Genomic DNA, 17,629 nt, shown 5'->3' on the forward strand with positions numbered 1-17,629 from the left:
CGGTACTCGTCGACCACGTCACCGGTGTTGCGCAGCCGTAGTCGCACGGTCGTACTGCTTCCCGGGTCCACAGTCGCGGAGGCGGGTTCGAGGGAGGTCCAGAGACTCACTGTTCGACGCTACGGAAGCGACCGGCGTCCGTCAGGAGCCATCAGGGCAGACCCGGCTGGTCCGCTGGGCACCGGGACTGCCCCGGAGGACGCCGGGGCGCGCGCCCACGACGTCCCACGCCCGCGACATCCCACGCCGAAGGACCTGAACACCTGAACCGGCTTGACCCTCACGTTGCGTGAGGCCGGAGGGTGGGTGCATGAGCGACTACTACAACGCGTTCGAGATGAGTCCCGTGCCGGCCCCCGGCCCGGAGGCGGTCCCGCCGGAGCCGTTCCGTGGCATCTACGGAATGCCCGCGTTCGTGACGATCCCCACGAGCGATCTGGCGGCGTCGGTGGACTTCTGGACTCGGGGGCTCGGGTTCTTCGAGCTGTTCAGCATCCCCGGCAGCGTGGTGCACCTGCGCCGGTGGGCGTTCCAGGACGTACTCCTCGTCCCGGCGGGGAGCGTTCCGGAACAGCCCCCGGCGATGAGCGTCACTTTCGCGTGCGTGCTCAGCCAGGTCGATGCCCTCGTCGAGGCCTGTCGTGCGGTGCGCCCGGACTCGGTCGACGGCCCACGGGACACTCCCTGGAACACCCGCGACGTGGAGGTGATCACCCCCGAGAACGTACGGATCGTTCTCACCGCAGCGAAGCCCTTCGATCCGGACAGTGAGGAGGCGCGGAACCTTGAAGCCGTCGGGATCACCCCACCGGGCTTCTCCCGCGGCGAGAATGAGGAGCATGCCTGATGCCACTGACACCGACGGCCTGACCGTCGGTCAGGTCTCGACGCGTCTGGGCGTGACCGTCCGCGCGCTGCACCACTGGGACGACATCGGTCTGGCGCGACCGTCGCTGCGCACGGCCGCCGGATACCGGCTCTACACCACCGGTGACCTGGAACGCCTGCACCGCATCGTCGTCTACCGGGAGATCGGCCTCGGCCTGGACAGGATCGCGGCCATCCTGGACGACTCGACCGCGGACGTGCCCGGCGCGTTGCGCGCGCAGCGCACCCAGGTCGCCGAACGGATCGACCGCCTCCAGCGGCTCAACGCCGGACTGGACCGGATGATCGACGCCCACGAGCGCGGCCTGCTGCTGACCGACGAGCAGCAGGCCGCGATCTTCGGCCCCCAGTGGAACCCGGACTGGCCCGCTCAGGCCCGTCAGCGCTACGGAGACACGCCGCAATGGCAGCAGTACGCCGAACGCTCGGCCTCTCGTGGTCCGGAGGAATGGCAGGCCGTCGCCGAGAAGGTCGCCGACCTCGACCGCGCCCTGCGGGACGCGATGGACACCGGCGTCGCACCCGGTAGCCCGGAAGCGAGTCAACTCGTCGAGCGGCACCGCGAAGTGTTCGCTTCGTACTTTCCCCTCACCCGGCAGATGCAGGTCTGTATAGGCCGCATGTACGAGGCCGATCCGGGGTTCGCCGCCCACTACGACGGCATCCGCGCCGGCCTCGCCACGTGGTTCCGCCAGATCGTCGACGCCGACGCGCGCGCCCACGGCATCGACCCCGACACCGCGACCTGGCAGTAGGGGAGGCCGGCCGCGATCAGCCGACCGCGATCACCTCATGACCGGGTACACCTGGGCCCCGGCCCGGGCGAACCGCAGGTGCCGTCGTTCGGCCAGCTCCTCCGCGCCGACCACGGTCAGCAGCGGGGTGCCCGGCGGCGCGAACATGGTCACCACCAGTTGCGACTGCGCGTGGGGAAGGTTGTCGGCGCCCTGGTAGTGGATCACGTCGCCCCCGGGCTCGAACACGGCGTCACCGGCCTTGAGCACCCGGGGCGGCTGCCCCTCCAGTTCGAAGAGGACCTCCCCCTCGGTCACGTACCCGAAGAGCGGCCCGGGGTGCCGGTGCGGGGTGCCGGTGCGGGGGCGCGCCCGGGTCACCGGGCGGCAGGGTGACCCGTACGCTCCTGGCCCCGCCCCCTGCCGGTATCCGGGCGGCGGCCTCCGGCAGGGTCGTGATCACCTCCCACTGAGCCGTGGGGCGCTGTCGCAGGAGACGAACCCTTTGCCCGGCTTTCGCTGAGCGGGATGCCGACTTCGTACGTATGCCCTTGGGGAAGTTCCTCTGCGAGCGTGAACGTGAGTATGAAGGCGAACGGAGAACAGGGCGTGGTGAGGAAGCTGACGCGTGGCGTCGCGCTGGCTGCGAGCCTGGCTGTCCTGCCCCTGGTGGCGGCGTGCAGCGGTGGTGACGGTGGTGACAAGGCCTCGGGCAGGGCGAGTGACGAGTCCAGTACGGTCGCCGCGGTCGTCGCGCCGGCCAAGGTTGAGGTGATCGCCGAGCTCACCGGGTGCGAGGTGAAGATCCGGACCGAGGCGGAGGAGCTGCGCGAGGGGGTGTGTCAGACCGGGGACGGGGACTACCTCATCACCACCTTTCCCAAGGATGAGTTGAAGGAAGTGTGGCTGGGGTCCGCCTCCATGTACGGCGGTAAGTATCTGGTCGGGCCGCGTTGGGCCGTCTCCGCGAAGCCGGGCGTGCTCAAGAAGCTGAAGGTCAAGGTCGGCGGCACCATCCGGGATCTGAGTCAGCCGAGTGCCTCGTAGCCGCTGAGGTCGTACGCCGCCTCGTCGTCGATCGCGTTCTCCTCCCAGTCGATGGCGATGGAGACGGGACGGCCGTCCGCCGCGTACGAGACGTCCACCGTGTCGGCGCCCTCCTTGCGTGCCGATTCCGCCTCCCGCAACAGGGCCCCGATGGTGGGGATGTGGTGCGGTGATCGGTCCGCCACGTGTCGGCCGCTGTCGTCGAGTCCGACGGCCTTCACGACCTTTCCGTCCCGGACCGTCACCTTGAACGTCCCGATCAGCGGCCGCTCGCCCTGCGTCGACTTCAGCGTGTAGGCGTAGGAGGCCGGTTCCTTCCAGGTGGGTGCCGAAGCCTTCAGGACCGGGGCCTCCTGCTCGCACCCGGAGATCGCCCACATCAGCGTCCCCGCCACCGCCAGGGTGGACAGGCCGCGGATGCGTAGTCGTACGGCGGTGGTCGTCGGCATGGTGGGGTCCCCCTCGGAGCGCGGCTGAAGACGGTCACCACTGGGACGCCGGACGGGGTGACAACGTTCGGGGGCAGAGAGAGGACAGGGCGCCGGCGCCGAGTCGCGTGAGCCGGGCCGACACGTTTTCCGGCCGTCGTTGCCAGGAGGCTCCGTCGGGGAGCGCGCCACGGGCAGGATGGCGTCATGACGAAGTCGTCCGTACAGTCCGCCCGACGTTCCTCCTCCTCCTGCTCCTCCTCCGGTTCGGTGCTGTCGTTGTGGTCGAAGGACTCCGTGCTGTCGATCGGGTCCGTCGGGTCCGTGCTCTCCGTGGGGTCCGTCGGTTCGGCCCTCTCGATCGGTTCCATCGGGAGTGCCCTGTCCGTCGGCTCGATCGGCTCGTCCCTGTCGCTGATCTCGACCGGATCCTGGCTGAGCACGGGCTCCCTGCTCTCCGCACAGTCCCGGTGGTCGGTGCTGTCGTGGCGCTCCAACGGGGGCTTCATGACTGCGGGAGCGGTGGGGGCAGGGGTCGTGGGGTTGGCGGCCGGAGGAGCTCTGTTGCTGGTCCGGCAACGGCACAAGGCCTAGCGGGAGACCGACGAGGGGTACTGGCACGGACGGTGTCGCCAGCGTTGGTGTCGCCAGCGACAGTATCGCCGCCGATACCAATCCGCCCTGTTCAGGTGCCGTGGGCGGATCTGCGCGCAACGCAATGAGCCCCGCTTCACATGGAGTGAAGCGGGGTCATCGTTTGGAGCGCCGGGCAGGCCTTGCACCTGCATTTCCCCGCAGGAAGCGGGGCGTCTTTCCTTGGACCACCAACGCATCGAGTGCTACCGGGAGTTTTGCTTTCCGGTGAGCGGCTCGTGATCAACTATAGCGGATCTTCAGGGTGGTTGCATCCTCGGTCCGGGCCGGTCAGAGCAAGTGCGCCTGCGGGGCGTACTCGACGCGGAGGTACCTGGCGGTTCGTTCGCCGTAGGCCTTGCGGAGGATGGGCTCGGCGGTCTCGGGGTTGTCCACGCCGACGTGGACGACGCCGGTGCCGTCCAGGCCGACCTCGCGCATGGAGAAGGTGCCGTCCCAGCGGCTCATGTCCTCGCTGACGCGGTCGAGGAGGGCGGTGAGGTCCTCCTCGTTGATGTCGCGGTCGTGGAGGCGTACGGTCACGCCCTTCTCGGCGGCTTCGCAGACGGCCGTGTCGAAGGGGTCGGAGGGGATGCGGTACACGTCCAGGGAGGCCCCGTCCTCGTCCAGGACCATGCCCGTGTAGATCGAGGCGTGGCGGCCGGTGGCCAGTCCGTCCACGTAGATGACGGTGCGCTCGAGTGGGGTGTCCCCCGGGACGCCGTCCGTGGCGTGGCCGGCGAGGCTGCCCTTCGGCTGGGTGCCGTGGCAGGTCCTCGTCGGAGCCGACACGGCTTCCACGGCTTCCACGGCTTCCACGGTCCGGGCGTCGGTGGTCGGTGCCTGGTTGCCGCCGAGGACGACGACCGCTCCCAGGGCGACCACCGCGGCACCGGCACGGGTGCGCGCGCTCGTACCGGCCCAGGTCCACGTCCCGGTCCACGTCCTGGTCCACCTGCGTTCGTTCGGCTCGTCCATGCGACCCCTCCGCGTCTTCTGTTCCTACGACCGACCGCACGATCGGTACTTCGACGCGCGGGGCCGCCCAAACGTTCGGCCCACCCAGCCTGGGGTTGAATCGGACCCAGACGCACAGGGCGGACGACGGACGAGGAGGGCCGGCCGATGGGGCGACTGCTCTGGGTGCTGACCAAGCCGGTGGTGATCGCGGTCCTGCTGGTGGGCGTTGTGCTGGCCGGCTTCGGGCTGTACTGGTTCCAGCCGTGGAAGCTGTGGACGGACGAGACCGTGCGGGAGACGCTGCCGTCGGCCACGGCGACGCCGTCGGCAACAGCTGGGGAGACGGAAACCGTCGCCCGTGGTGAGTTCCTCAGCCACGAGCACTCGACCTCCGGGGACGTCCGGCTGCTGCGGCTGGCGGACGGGTCGTACGTCGTACGGCTGGAGGACTTCGACACCAGCAACGGGCCCGATCTGCGGGTGTGGCTGAGCGACGCGCCGGTGAAGGAGGGGGAGGACGGCTGGCATCTCTTCGACGACGACGTGTACGAGCACGTCAGCCTCGGTGGGCTGAAGGGCAACAAAGGGGATCAGAACTACCGGGTGCCCGGCGACGTCGATCCGGGGGACTTCACCAGCGTCAGCATCTGGTGCGACCGCTTCAACGTGTCGTTCGGGGCGGCCGAGCTGGTCCGGAGCGGGTGAGGCTCCGGACCGGCTCGGGGTCACCGGTGCCGGACGAACGTGGTCCGGGTGTCAGTAGCCCACCCGGAACGTCGCGTCCGCGCGTTCCGTCGCCGTCGAGATCGGGTCGATCCGCAGGGCGTAGTTGGAGTGGCGGATGTAGCGGGTCGGGTTGTTGTAGGAGCGGAAGGAGGACCAGGTGGAGTCCGCGAGGCCGGCCGTGCGGACGAAGGTGGCGTCGGCGGCGAACGTCGACGTGCCGTCGTTCGCGTCCAGGCGGAGGCTGTAGCTGTAGTGGCGGAGGTAGCGGGTGGGGTAGTTGACCGACTGGAAGGAGACGGCGGAGGAGTCGGCCAGGCCCGGGACCAGCTTCCACTGGGAGTCCGGGTACGGGTCGAAGGGGTACTCGTCGATACGGCCCGCGAAGCCGGCGTGGCGGACGTAACGGGCCGGGAAGTTGTAGGACTTGAGGCGGTTCCAGGTGGGGGCGCCCCACTTGGCGATCAGGTTGTTGTACTCGGTCGACGTGATCGGGTGGATGCCGCAGTGCTTGGAGTTGAGCGGCTGGGTGTAGAGCTTCTGGTCGAGGGCCGTCCAGGTGCCGGACGCCAGGTCGTTCGTCTGCCAGACGTAGAAGACGCCGTTGGGGGTGTACGTGTCGCCCCAGAGGTACCAGCTGTTCGACGTCAGGGACTTCACCACTGTCGGGGCCTCGGTGCCGCCGTGGTTCACCGCCGTGCTGAACGCGGTGAAGCTGCCGGGGTTGAGGGTCGTCGAGCGGGCGCCGACGAGCGTGCCGTTCCTCTTGAAGTAGAGGTAGTTGACGCCGTTCACGCCGATGGTGAGGTTGCCGTCGATGACGTCGTAGCCGGGGTCGAAGAAGACCTGGGGGCTGTTCGTCGTACGGAAGTCGGTGGTGTAGCTGACCATGATGACGTTGTGGCCGCTGCTGTTCACCGAGGAGTAGAGGATGCCGTACTGGCCGCGTGCGGCGTCCCAGTAGGCCTCGGGGGCCCAGCTGTGGGTGTTGGTCATGTCGTGCAGCTTCAGCAGGCGGTAGCCGGTGAAGGTGCGCAGGTCGGTGGAGTCCCAGACGTGGATGTTGACGCTCGTGCGGGTCCAGTCGGTGCCGCTCAGGTCGGTGGCGAGGACGACGAAGGTGCCGTCCTGCTTGCGCATGACGAAGGGGTCGCGCAGGCCGCCGGAGCCGAGGGTGGGGGTGGCGACGGGGGCGTTCTGGTTGAGCGGGGTCCAGTTGAGGCCGTCCTGGCTGACGGCCAGGTGGAGGTTGTAGTCGGCCTCCAGCATCGTGTTGGACTCGGTGAAGTAGACCATCGCGTACGCCGAGTCGGCGGCGTGGGCGGTGCCGGCGCCGAGCGTCAGCACGCCGGTCGCGGCGAGGGGCGCGGAGGCCGCCGCGCCCAGGAAGAGACGCCGGGAGAGGCCCTGTCCTTGCGATCCGTTCACGTCAGGCTCCACTTCTGGTTGTTCTGGCCGTTGCACGCCCACAGCACGAGCTTCGTGCCGTTGGCCGTGGCCGCGCCGTACGCGTCGAGGCAGAGGCCGGCGTTGACGTTGGTGAGGGTGCCGTCGCTGTTGACGTTCCACTGCTGGTTGGTGCCGCCGGTGCAGTCCCAGATGACGACACGCGTGCCGTTGGTGGTGCCGCGGTTGTACGCGTCCAGGCACTTGTTGCCGTAGACCACCAGCTCCTTGCGGGCGCTGTTGTACTGCCAGACCTGGTTCTGGCCGCCGTTGCAGTCCCACAGCTGGGCGTCGGTGCCGTTGGCGATGGTGTTGTCGTTGATGTCCGCGCACCGGCCGGAGCCCGTGCCGGTGACGAGCGTGCCGTTCCTGCCGGGCAGCGGTCGTACGACGATGCCTTCGAGGGTCGGCGCGCCGGAGAAGGAGACCGTGTTGGCGCTGCCCTGCTTCAGCGACATGGCGACGGAGATGTTCCCGGGGGAGGAGCCGGTCGGCGGGAAGGAGACCTTCGTCGGCGTCTGGCCGTTGACGCTCAGAGTCGCCGTGCGGGCCGTGGACGTGTTGTTGGTGTAGGAGACGTCGACCGTCTTGAGGCCGGTGCTCCCGGCGACCACGCCGGAGAAGCTCGCCGTGCCGTTGTAGGTGCTCGCCGACTGCTCGGTGCCGCCCTTGACCGTGAGGATCACGGAGCTGTTCGCGGGGACGCTGGTGGTGTGGCTGGTGCCGGTGGTGGCCACGTTCGTCCGCGTCCACAGGTCCCGGACCGTCGCCGTCGCGTTCGTCAGGCCCAGGTCGGACCAGCGGACGGTCATGTTCTGCGTGGTGGAGGTGCGGTTGAGGAGGACGACCGCGCGGTTGCCGGTGCCGGAGAGGACCTTGCCGTACACCTGCAGGCCGCGGGTGTCCTCGGCGACCTTCACGCCCTGGAGGCCGCGCGGGTCCTGGTCGATGGCGATGACCTCGGGGTTGGTGAGGATGCTCGTGGTCTCGGGGGTCAGGGTGGTGAGGTCGAGTCCGGCGAGGAGGGGGGCGCCGGAGATCGCCCACAGGTTCATGTGGCTGCGGCTCTGGGCGGCGGTCAGCCCGTTCATGCCGACGACCATCATGTCGGGGTCGTTGACGTAGCCGGTGTGCTGGGCCGTGGGGTGGATGTTGCGGTCGAAGGCGGTCAGGACGTTGGCGTACGACGGGGTGCCGCCGTGGAAGAAGATGTCCGTGTTGGTGCGCCACATCGGGCCCATGCCCGGGGCCCAGTTCCAGGGGTTGGAGTAGCCCCAGTTGCACAGGGAGAGGGCGAGCGGGCGGCCGGTGGTGGCGGTCGCCTTGGCCACGGCGTCGCTGATCGCCTGGTAGGTCGTCTTCGGGTCGAGGCCCTCGGCGTCACCGCCGCACCAGTCGACCTTCACGAAGTCGAAGCCCCACTGGGAGAACTGGAGCATGTCCCGCTCGTAGTGGCCCTCGCTGCCACTGCCGGGCGCGGCCGGGCGGCCGGTGGGGAAGTAGTAGCCGCAGCCGTCCTTGCCGGCGTCGGTGTAGATGCCCGCCTTCAGGCCCTTGCTGTGGATGTAGTCGGCGATGGCCTTCATACCGCCGGGCCACTCGGCCTCGTCAATGGTGATGTTGCCCGCGCTGTCGCGGGTGCCCTGCCACCAGCCCTCGTCGATGTTGATGTACTCGTAGCCGGCCTCCGGCAGCCCGGCCGCGACGAACGCGTCGACCTGCTGCTTGATGACGTTGTAGTCGACCTTCGCGGCGAAGGCGTTCCAGGAGGCCCAGCCCATCGGGGCCTCGGGCACGGCTATTTGACGGTCCGTCACCGCGACGGGCGCGGCGTCGAGCTCGGTGACGGGCGCGGGGGTGCCGGTGGTCGTCGGCTGGGCGAAGAGCAGGACGGCCGTCGCGGCGGTCGCCAGCGCGAGGGCGCGTACGGCGGCGGATCTGCAACGGCGCCGGAAACCCAGGGGGTTGGCGCTGGGAGGGGGAAACATGCGGCTCCTTCGATGGATATCGGGGGTCGATATCTCGAACAAGGATCGGCTCACCGAACGTATCGGCTGGCCGAAAGTAGAGCCGGAGGAGGCGGAAGTCAACGGGTGTGACACGGGTGGTTTTTGAACCGGTCACAAAGCGGTGGTGGGGCGCTTGGACAGCCCGGCCGCCGCGCCCGGAACGCGACGACGCAGCGCCCGGGAGGGGCTCGGCGTCGCGCTTCGGCGGTCGGGGTTCCATGACGGGAACACCGGACGCGCCGAGTCGGGGGGAGGGCGGGTCAGCCCTTGTGGCCGGTCACGTTCGCGATCCACTTGATGAAGTCGGCCGCGTCCTCGATCGCGCCTTGGCCGCCGTCCCAGTACATGCAGGGTCGACGTCGTCGCCGAGGCTCTCCAGCTTCGCGGCGAGGTTCCCGACGGCCGTGAGCGAGGTGTCGCTGTCCCTGGTGCCGGCGCGGGTCCACCAGTCACGCTGCCGGGCATGAGCTCACTCGGACGGCGTGACCGAAGACCACATGCCGAACCACTGCTCGGCGCCGTAGGCCTCGAACCGCTCCACCTCGATGAACCCCAGCTTCGCCGCGAGGCGCATCGAGCGGATGTTGGCGGTCTGGGTGGCGAGGACCACCGGTTCGCCGGGAAGCGCGTCGGCGAACCAGTCGAGTGCCGCTGCGCAGGCCTCGGCGGCGTACCCGCGTCCCCATGCCTGTGGCAGGAACAGGTAGCCGAGCTCGGCCTTTCCTGCAGCCTGACGAAGATGCCCCGTTTCTCTGTGGAGCGTGACCTGGCCGATCATCGCTCCGTCGAGATCGACGACGAAACGTCCGGGGCGCGGGCTGGGCGCCCCGGGCATCTCGCGCTCGAGTGCGTCACGCGGCTGAGGGCCACCGAGATAGGTGCCCACCTCGGGCGAGGCGAACAACTCGATGACCGCCGCACGGTCCCGGGCCTCGGGCTCACGGAGCACGAGCCTCTCGGTCCTGATCGGGTCAGGCGGCCAAGCGACGGGTCCGAGGTCAGTCATGTCGGCCAGCCAATCAGCGGGCTCGGCAGCGATCAAGGCTTGCGGGGCGATCACCCCGTCGGCTCGGGCGTGAGCCGTGACCGGGTGTGCACGGCACCTGGTGAGAAGGGGAGTTGACGTAGGCCCGGCGGCGGGGAAGGCCGGCAAGACGCTCGACCGGGAGGGCCCAGTCGAGCGTCTGTCGTAGGTGCATGCCGTTATGCCGACCCGGTCATGGCGGTTACTCCGTTGCCGTCCGCCGACGCGAGGCCCTCATCGCCTCGTCCACGTCCGTCAGTGGCCGTAGCCGGTACGTGTACGTGTAGTCGCGGCTCGCGAAGAGCTTGTACTCGTCGTGGGTGTGGGCGCCCCAGCTGTTGTCGCCGCCTACTCCCATCTGGCGGTGGTTGACGCGGAGGACGACTGAGTCGCGGGGGGTGAGGTGGTAGTCGTGGCGCAGGCCCGTCGAGAGGTCCTCCGGGGTGAAGAACGAGGCGTTGACCTCGATGAGAGAGTCACCCGAGACGAGGAGGCCCGTTCCGTCGCGGTCGGTCAGGGCGGCCCAGCGGACGTCCGTCTTGTTGCCGTTCTCCTGGGGGCGGATGTAGCCGGACCACTGCTCGGCGACCGTGCCGGAGTACAGGCCCACGTCGGTGCCGTTGTTGCGGTCCCAGTGGTTCTCCTCCGGACCCCGGCCGTAGTAGTGCAGGCGGTCCAGGCGGCGCGGGAGGAGGAGCAGGTTGCCCACCTCCGGGATGTACGGGAGGGAGGCCGCGCCCGGGTGCAGGGTGTTGTCGACCTTGATCTCGGCGTTGCCGAAGACCGTGTAGGTGGTGGTGTACGTGGACTCCACCGTCGTCGGCAGCGTGCCGCTGACCTTGATCTCCACGGCCCGGTCGGCGATGGCCCGTACGGACACGGCCGTCACCTTGCGGTTCGCGCCCGCGTCGCGCCAGGTCTGGTTGCGGGTGTGCTGTCCGTTGCCGTGGTCGTTGTCGGTGGGGGCCCGCCAGAAGTTCGGTGTCGGGCCCGAGGTGATCAGCCGGGTGCCCGCCGCCTTGTAGGTGGTGATGGTGCCGGTGGACTTGTCGACGGTGACGGAGAAGCCGCGGCCCTTCACGCCCTTGCCGGTGACCGTGATCTCGTCCGCCCCGTCCCTGTACGTCAGCCGCGGGACGTCCGCCAGCGGTACCGGGGCCACCGCCGGGCTGTCCGCGTCGACGGGCAGTTGCTGCCGGGCCACCTCGAAGCCGGACTTCGCCCAGGGGGTGCGCTCCTTGGTGGTGAAGGAGAGTTCGAGGAAGTACTCCGTGCCGGGCGCGGGGGAGGAGGGGAGGCGGAAGGGGACGGTGATGTCCTTGGTGGAGAGGGGAGCGACGTCCAGCTGGGCGCGGGTCAGGTGGCCTCGCTGGATCTCCTTGCCGTCGGCGACCAGGGCCCAACGGCCGTCGAGTTCGCGGAGGTTGGTGAAGAGGTACTCGTTGGTGAGGGTGACCGTCCTTGAGGCCAGCGTGTCCTCGCCGCCGGGCGGGGCCGCGTGGACCGCCTGGTAGATGCGCTTGACCTCGGCCGCCTTGCCGGTGTGGCCCCGGTCGGCCTTGACGATGCCGTCCGCGACGAAGGCCCCGTCGTTCGGGTTGTCGCCCCAGTCACCGCCGTACGCGAAGAACGAACGTTCCTTCCGCTTCTGGTCCTTCGGGATCGCCCCCCACACCTCCCCCTTCCGCTCCTCCACCTCGACCGTCGCCGCGTCGAACCAGAAGCGCACGCCCTCGTCACCGGGCCCCCGGCTGCCGGAGGCCAGCTCGGTCCCGCTCAGCGCCCGCGCGTACACCCTGGCCCGCCGGATCGTGCCGCTGAACTCCCGGGTCGGGTTGTCAGTGTCGGTGCCGAGCGCGAGGGGCGCGGTGGTGACGCCGGGGCGCCGGGTGGTGGTGCGGGTGGCCTTCGCCTCGCCGTCGACGTAGAGGGTGAGGGAGCCGGCCTCGGCGTCGAAGACTCCGGCGACGTGGTGCTCGCGGCCGGTCCAGCCGTCCGTCGGGAGGCCCCAGCTGACGCTGACCCACTGGCCACCGCCGTGGATGAAGAACTCGACGCTGTTGTTCGTCTGCTTCAGCGCGTAGTGCGTGTCGCCCTTGGCGACGATCGGCTGGTGGCCGCCGGTGACGTGCGGGGTGACCCAGGCCTCCAGCGTCAGGGAGCCGGTGAGGTCGAGGGCCGGGTCGCGGGGGAAGCCGGTGGCGCCGGAGACGCCCTTGGCGCGGTCGAACCGGCCCGCCGCGGTGAGGAGCTGGCCCTTCAGCCCGCTCGGCCCGGCCTCCTTGAGCAACTGCAGCTTCGGGATCGGCCAGGTCAGCGACTGGTCGACGAAGTCCCAGATCCAGCCGCCCTGGAGGACGGGGTAGCGGCGGATGAGGTCCCAGTACTTCTTGAAGTTGCCGGTCGAGTTCCCCATCGAGTGCGAGTACTCGATCATCACGTACGGCCGGGTGTCCGAGGTGTCCTTCGCCCGCTGCTCGACCCGCTGCGGGCTGTCGTACATCTCCGAGCGGATCTGGCTGATCGTCGGCCGGTCGTCGCCCTCGTACTGGATGACGCGGGTCGGGTCGTACGACTCGATCCAGTCGCGCATGGCGACGAAGGTGGAGCCGCCGCCCGCCTCGTTGCCGAGGGACCAGATGACGACGGAGGCGTGGTTCTTGTCGCGGTGGACCATGTTCTGGGCGCGGGCCACGCACGCCGTCGTCCAGTCGGCGTGGTTGCCGGGGAAGCGGTCCCGGATGCCGTGCGTTTCGAGGTTCGTCTCGTCGACGAGGTAGAGGCCGTACTCGTCCGCCAGTTCGTACCAGAGCGGGTTGTTCGGGTAGTGCGAGGTGCGGACGGTGTTGATGTTGAGGCGCTTGATGATCCCCATGTCCTCGACCATGTCGGCGCGGGTGAGCGCCATGCCCCGGTCCGGGTGGATCTCGTGCCGGTTGGTGCCCCGGAAGGAGACCGGCTGCCCGTTGATCCGCATCAGCCCGCCCTTGAGCGCGAACTCGCGCAGGCCGACGCGGTGGGAGAGGGTCTCGACGACCTTGCCGCGCGGGTCGCGCAGGCGGAGCACGGCCGTGTAGAGGGTCGGGTGCTCGGCCGACCAGAGCTCGGGGGAGGGGACGGACCTGGCGGCGTGGACGGTCACGTCCTCGCCGACCGCGGAGGCTCCGACGGCGACGGACTGGACGAGGGGGCGTGACCAGACGGCGTGCCCCCGGGCGTCGTAGAGCTGGGTCTCGACGGAGTACGCCCCCTCGTGCCCGGCCGCGTACGCGCGCACGCTCGCGGTGACGGACAGCTCGGCGGCCGTGTAGCCGTCGCTGAGCGGGGTGTCCAGCTTGAAGTCGCGCAGGTGCACGGCCGGGGTGGAGTAGAGGTAGACCGAGCGGAAGATCCCGCTCAGCCGGATCATGTCCTGGTCCTCCAGCCAGTCGCCGTCCGAGTAGCGGTAGACCTCGACGGCGATCTGGTTCGTGCCCGGCTTCAGGTGCTTCGTGATGTCGTACTCGGCCGGGTCGTACGAGTCCTCGTGGTAGCCGACGAGTTCGCCGTTGATCCACACGTAGTGGGCCGACTTGACGCCCTCGAAGTGCAGGAAGGTGCGGCGGTCGCCGGCCGTCCAGTCCTTGGGGAGGTGGAAGGTACGGCGGTACTGGCCGACGGGGTTGTAGCGGGTGGGCGCGGTCGGCGGCTGGGCCTCCTCGCCGAGGCCGTTCGGGCCCCACCACGGGTAGGTGATGTTGATGTAGATCGGGAAGTCGTAGCCGTGCAGCTGCCAGTTGGACGGCACCGGGATGGTGTCCCAGCCGCTGTCGTCGACGTCCGTCTTGTAGAAGTCCTCGTTCCGGTCGTCCGGGCGGTCGGCGTAGGCGAACTTCCACCTGCCGTCGAGGCTCAGCCGGTACGGGGAGCGGGTGCGGTCGCCGGCGAGGGCCTGTCTGACGTCCGCGTACGGCATGAGGGTGGTGTGGGGCGGTTCCGCGCCGACCTGGAAGAGGGCGATGTTGCCGGCCCACTCGGGGGTGGCGGCGGCCGCGGTCTCACCGCGGGGGGCCGCGTAGGCGTCCCCGCCGGGGAGGGCGAGGGCGCCGAGGAGGGCGGCGCCGCCCTCCAGGAGACGGCGGCGGCTTACGGGGTGCGGGTGCGGATGGTGCATTGCCGGGCCTTCCTCGTGACGACTGGGGGGTGCACGTACGGAGAGACGTGGAGTGACGTGTGGGACGAGGAGCGTCGGATGCTGTCGGATGTTGTTGAAAAACCGGGCCCACCCTAGGACTTCGAACAGAAGGGGATCAATGACTCTGTCGGACTTTGTGCGGTCGTGAGAGTGGGAGGGTGACGGCCACGTGGGTGCGTGCCCTGGTGTCGCCCCGGCCGCCGCTCGTCCCGCCCTTACGGTGCCCCCATGGTGGCGGGTGCGGTATGGGCGTTGTGCGCGGCGGTGTGCATGGGTACGGCGACCGTGTTGCAGGCGCTCGGGGCGCGGAGGGCGGCGGCCGAGGGGGCGCGCAGCCGGGGGCGGGTCGTGGCGAAGGCTCTGCGGGGCTGGCCGTTTCTCGCCGGGGCGGGACTGGACACGCTGGGGTTCGCGGCGCAGGTCGGGGCGTTGCGGCTGGTGCCCCTGTTTCTGGTGGAGGCGTTCGTCGCCGCTTCGCTGGCGGTCACGGCGGTGGTCGGCACGGCCGTACTGGGGCTGAGGCCGCGCCGTGCCGAGTGGGTCGCCGTCGTCGTCGTGTGCCTCGGCCTGGTGACGCTCGCGGTGTCCGCCGGGCACGACGGGCCCGGCGACGGCGACACACCCCTGCGGGTGGCGATGCTGGTGGCGTCGTTGCTGGTGGTGGGGGTGGGGTGGATGCTGGGCGGTCGGTTGCGGCGTGGCCGTACCGTCGTCCTCGGCGCCGCGGCCGGCCTGAGCTTCGGCCTCACCGCGATCGCCGTACGGCTGCTGCCCGACGCGACGGTGCCGGAGGTGTTCGGCAACCCGGCCGCGTACGCCATCGTCGTCTCCGGCCTCGGCGGCTACCTCCTCCTGGTCCAGGCCCTCCAGTCCGGCTCGGTGACGGCGGCCACGGCGGCGATGGTGATCTGCGAGACGGTCTGGCCCGGAGTGTTCGGCGTGGCGTGGCTCGGCGACACGACGCGGGAGGGGTACGGGTGGCTGGCCGTGACCGGGTTCGTGTGCTGTGTGGGGGGTGGGGTGGCGCTGGCTCGGTTCGGGGAGGCGGGGGAGGAGGAGGGGGCGCGGGGCGGCGACCTCCCGGCGGTCGGTGGCGACGACAGGGAGAAGTGAAGGCACGTGAAATCCCGCCTCTACCAAGGGAGTTCACCATGCACACCACAGGCCCTAGGGAGGCGGGTAGCGCGGCCCGGATCACCAAGTTCGACAAGTGGATGTTCCGTGACTTCTGGCGCCATCTGAAGTACCGGTACGGGCTCTGACGCCCACTTCGGTGGGGCCATGACAGATGTCATGGTCCCGCTGTGATGATGATCGTCCACGGGAAGGATGTAGGGCGCACCCGTTCTTCGTGACAATCACCTGACAGAGCCCGGGAGTTGACCGCCCTGGGCCGTCGGGAACCTCACGAACTTCAGGAACGGGGAGCAAGTCGTGCGTATGAAACGTCTCGTCGGGACCGCGTTGGGCACCACCCTTCTGCTCGTCGCGGCGGCACCGACGGTGTCGGCCGCGCCCGGATCCGGGACCACGGCTCCGGCGCCCGCCGGGTTGGACCGGGCCGGGCTGCGGGACACGCTCGACGCGATACCCGAGGCCGGGATGTACGGCACGTACTCCTCGGTGCGTGACGGGCGGGAGCGGTGGAGGGGTGCGTCGGGGCTGGCCGATGTGGACACGGGCCGCAAGGTGACCCCGGACATGCGGCACCGCGTCGGCAGCATCAGCAAGACGTTCACGTCCGTGGCGATCATGCAGCAGGTGGAGCGGGGCCGGATCCGCCTCGACGCCCCGGTCACGGACTACGTCCCGGAGCTGTTCGACGGCAGCGCCGCCGACCGGGAGCGCGGCGACGCCATCACCGTACGCATGCTCCTCAACCACACCAGCCACATCGGCGACTACATCATCGGCGCCTTCCCCTCCCTCGCCCAGAACTCCACCGCCAGCCTCGACGAGGAGCGCTTCCGCTCGATCCGCCCCGAGGAACTGGTACGGCTGGGCCTCGCCGCCCGCGCCACCGGCACCCCCGGCGCGCAGCCGGGCAGGTACTCCAACACCAACTACGTCATCGCCGGCCTCGTGCTGGAGAAGGTCACCGGCCAGAAGGCGTCGACGTACATCACCCGCCACGTCATCGACCGCGCCGGCCTGGACCACACGTCGTTCCCGCGCACCCCGTACATCAAGGGCCCGCACGCCAAGATGTACGAGTCCTTCTACGGCCTCATCGACCCTGCCCGCGACTACAGCGTCTACGACATGTCCTGGGTGTACACGGCGGGCGCGATCGTCTCCACCACCGACGACCTCAACCGCTTCTACCGCAAGCTGCTCGCGGGCGACCTCGTCGGCCGGGCGTCCCTCGCCGAGATGCAGCGCACGGTTCCGGTGGAGATCGCCCCCGGCGCCGCCATCGACTACGGCCTCGGCATCTACACCCTCGAATTCCCCGGCTGCGGGCGTTTCTGGGGTCACGACGGCGCGGTCTTCGGCGCCGGCACGATCAGTCTCACCAGCGCGGACGGCGACCGTCAGCTCTCCATGGGCTGGAACCTCATGAAGTACCAGCGCCTCAACGCGGACGGTACGGCCCTGGAGCCGAGCCCGATCGACGAGGCGATCAACGTCCACCTCGCCGAGGCGCTGTGCCCGACGCCGGAGGCGGGGACGGGGGCTGAGCTGAAGTCCCGGATGACGGCGGGGGACACGGCGCGGATCCTCCCGGACGGCCTGGTGGGAGTGGACCTGTCCACCGGAAGCCGGGTGGCGGCCTCGAACTGACGACCGTTCCGACCGGAAGCCGGGTGGCGGCCTCGAACTGACGACCGTACCGACCTGACGACCTCCGGTGGGTAGAACGCTTGCGTAACCCGTCCCCGCACCCCAGGGAGCGCAGCGTTTTGCCCACCTTCGTCATTTTCGACCTGGAGTTCACGACCTGGCCGGGGGCCATGGAGCAGGACTGGTCGGGCCCCGGCCAGCTGCGGGAGATCGTGCAGATCGGTGCCCTGCGGATGAGCGAGGAGTACTCCGTCGTCGAGGAGTACGAGGTGCTGGTCCGGCCGGTGGTGAACCCGAGCCTCTCGCCGTTCTTCACCAGCCTCACCGGCATCGACCAGCGGACGGTCGACCGGGACGGCCTCCCGCCGGCCCAGGCCCTCGGCGACTTCCTCGCCTTCTGCCAGGGCCGGTCCGTCCTCTCCTACGGCAACGACATGGTGGTCCTCGGCGAGAACATCGGCTGGGCCCGGGCCCGGGGCGAGGAGATCAAGCACGACGTCCTCGGCCCCGGCTACGTCAACATCCGCCCCTGGCTCAACACCGTCGCCCCGGCCACGGCCTCCATCAACTCGGGCCGCCTCTGGCAGGCCCTGGGCCTCCCCCGCCCCGCACCGGGTGACGAACACTCCGCCCTCTTCGACTGCCACTCCATCGCGGCGGCCCTGCGGCACCTGGCGCAGAGGGGGGTCACGTTGCCCGAGGGGTTGCTGCAGAAGGGCTGACGTGAGGGCCGTCACGGAGAGCGGCTTTGCATGATCATGCATTGGCATGCATAATAT

The 17,629-nt window shown here is 69.6% G+C and carries 15 protein-coding genes; 8 read left to right on the forward strand and 7 right to left on the reverse strand.

All coding sequences use genetic code 11. From position 1 onward, the window contains the following. Positions 1-310: 310 nt before the first annotated feature. Positions 311-847, forward strand: a complete 537-nt coding sequence (locus ACWD26_RS36355; protein WP_451276673.1) for a VOC family protein — start codon at positions 311-313, stop codon at positions 845-847. Continuing rightward, entirely contained in the window at positions 840-1,643 is an 804-nt protein-coding gene (locus ACWD26_RS36360; protein ID WP_451276675.1) for a MerR family transcriptional regulator, read from the forward strand. Before ACWD26_RS36355 ends, ACWD26_RS36360 begins: the two co-directional genes overlap by 8 nt. 30 nt (positions 1,644-1,673) lie before the next feature. Here ACWD26_RS36360 and ACWD26_RS36365 read toward each other — a convergent pair whose 3' ends face one another. Next, positions 1,674-2,003 carry a cupin domain-containing protein gene (locus ACWD26_RS36365; protein WP_451276677.1) on the reverse strand — a complete coding sequence of 110 codons (330 nt, stop codon included), beginning with the start codon at positions 2,001-2,003 and terminating at the stop codon, positions 1,674-1,676. 228 nt (positions 2,004-2,231) lie between these two features. Here ACWD26_RS36365 and ACWD26_RS36370 point away from each other — a divergent pair, with 228 nt between their 5' ends. Then, positions 2,232-2,669 carry a hypothetical protein gene (locus ACWD26_RS36370; RefSeq protein ID WP_451276679.1) on the forward strand — a complete coding sequence of 146 codons (438 nt, stop codon included), beginning with the start codon at positions 2,232-2,234 and terminating at the stop codon, positions 2,667-2,669. Here ACWD26_RS36370 and ACWD26_RS36375 read toward each other — a convergent pair. Beyond that, entirely contained in the window at positions 2,651-3,118 is a 468-nt protein-coding gene (locus ACWD26_RS36375; RefSeq protein ID WP_451276681.1) for a DUF6174 domain-containing protein, read from the reverse strand. The two genes, ACWD26_RS36370 and ACWD26_RS36375, sit on opposite strands and share 19 nt — an antisense overlap. Before the next feature lie 186 nt (positions 3,119-3,304). Here ACWD26_RS36375 and ACWD26_RS36380 point away from each other — a divergent pair, with 186 nt between their 5' ends. Continuing rightward, complete coding sequence (locus ACWD26_RS36380) at positions 3,305-3,691, forward strand: hypothetical protein (protein WP_451276683.1); 387 nt, start codon at positions 3,305-3,307, stop codon at positions 3,689-3,691. Between the two features lie 330 nt (positions 3,692-4,021). Here the strand turns inward: ACWD26_RS36380 and ACWD26_RS36385 are convergent, their stop codons facing one another. After that, complete coding sequence (locus ACWD26_RS36385) at positions 4,022-4,708, reverse strand: hypothetical protein (protein WP_451276685.1); 687 nt, start codon at positions 4,706-4,708, stop codon at positions 4,022-4,024. Between the two features lie 147 nt (positions 4,709-4,855). On the opposite strand from ACWD26_RS36385, the gene ACWD26_RS36390 reads away from it, so the two are divergent. Next, the gene (locus ACWD26_RS36390; RefSeq protein ID WP_451276687.1) at positions 4,856-5,395 is read left to right on the forward strand and encodes a DM13 domain-containing protein; all 540 of its coding nucleotides are present in this window, start codon (positions 4,856-4,858) and stop codon (positions 5,393-5,395) included. A 51-nt stretch (positions 5,396-5,446) separates the two neighbouring features. Here ACWD26_RS36390 and ACWD26_RS36395 read toward each other — a convergent pair whose 3' ends face one another. The 4 genes from ACWD26_RS36395 to ACWD26_RS36410 all read right to left on the reverse strand — a co-directional run bounded on the left by ACWD26_RS36395 (position 5,447) and on the right by ACWD26_RS36410 (position 14,045). Then, positions 5,447-6,841 carry a glycoside hydrolase family 43 protein gene (locus ACWD26_RS36395; RefSeq protein WP_451276689.1) on the reverse strand — a complete coding sequence of 465 codons (1,395 nt, stop codon included), beginning with the start codon at positions 6,839-6,841 and terminating at the stop codon, positions 5,447-5,449. Next, on the reverse strand, positions 6,838-8,847 hold the full coding sequence (locus tag ACWD26_RS36400) for a ricin-type beta-trefoil lectin domain protein (RefSeq protein ID WP_451276691.1): 2,010 nt from the start codon (positions 8,845-8,847) through the stop codon (positions 6,838-6,840). Before ACWD26_RS36400 ends, ACWD26_RS36395 begins: the two co-directional genes overlap by 4 nt. 490 nt (positions 8,848-9,337) lie before the next feature. Then, positions 9,338-9,874 (reverse strand): GNAT family N-acetyltransferase, encoded by a 537-nt coding sequence (locus tag ACWD26_RS36405; RefSeq protein WP_451276799.1) that lies wholly within the window; start codon positions 9,872-9,874, stop codon positions 9,338-9,340. A 220-nt stretch (positions 9,875-10,094) separates the two neighbouring features. Then, positions 10,095-14,045 (reverse strand): glycoside hydrolase family 2 TIM barrel-domain containing protein, encoded by a 3,951-nt coding sequence (locus ACWD26_RS36410; RefSeq protein WP_451276693.1) that lies wholly within the window; start codon positions 14,043-14,045, stop codon positions 10,095-10,097. A gap of 249 nt (positions 14,046-14,294) precedes the next feature. On the opposite strand from ACWD26_RS36410, the gene ACWD26_RS36415 reads away from it, so the two are divergent. The 3 genes from ACWD26_RS36415 to ACWD26_RS36425 all read left to right on the forward strand — a co-directional run bounded on the left by ACWD26_RS36415 (position 14,295) and on the right by ACWD26_RS36425 (position 17,572). Next, a complete protein-coding gene (locus tag ACWD26_RS36415) occupies positions 14,295-15,179 on the forward strand; it encodes a hypothetical protein (protein ID WP_451276695.1) in 885 nt (294 codons plus the stop codon). A gap of 321 nt (positions 15,180-15,500) precedes the next feature. Continuing rightward, complete coding sequence (locus ACWD26_RS36420) at positions 15,501-16,850, forward strand: serine hydrolase domain-containing protein (RefSeq protein WP_451276697.1); 1,350 nt, start codon at positions 15,501-15,503, stop codon at positions 16,848-16,850. 119 nt (positions 16,851-16,969) lie between these two features. Further along, on the forward strand, positions 16,970-17,572 hold the full coding sequence (locus ACWD26_RS36425; protein ID WP_451276699.1) for a 3'-5' exonuclease: 603 nt from the start codon (positions 16,970-16,972) through the stop codon (positions 17,570-17,572). Positions 17,573-17,629: the final 57 nt, after the last annotated feature.

This window comes from Streptomyces sp. NPDC002787, assembly GCF_053592095.1.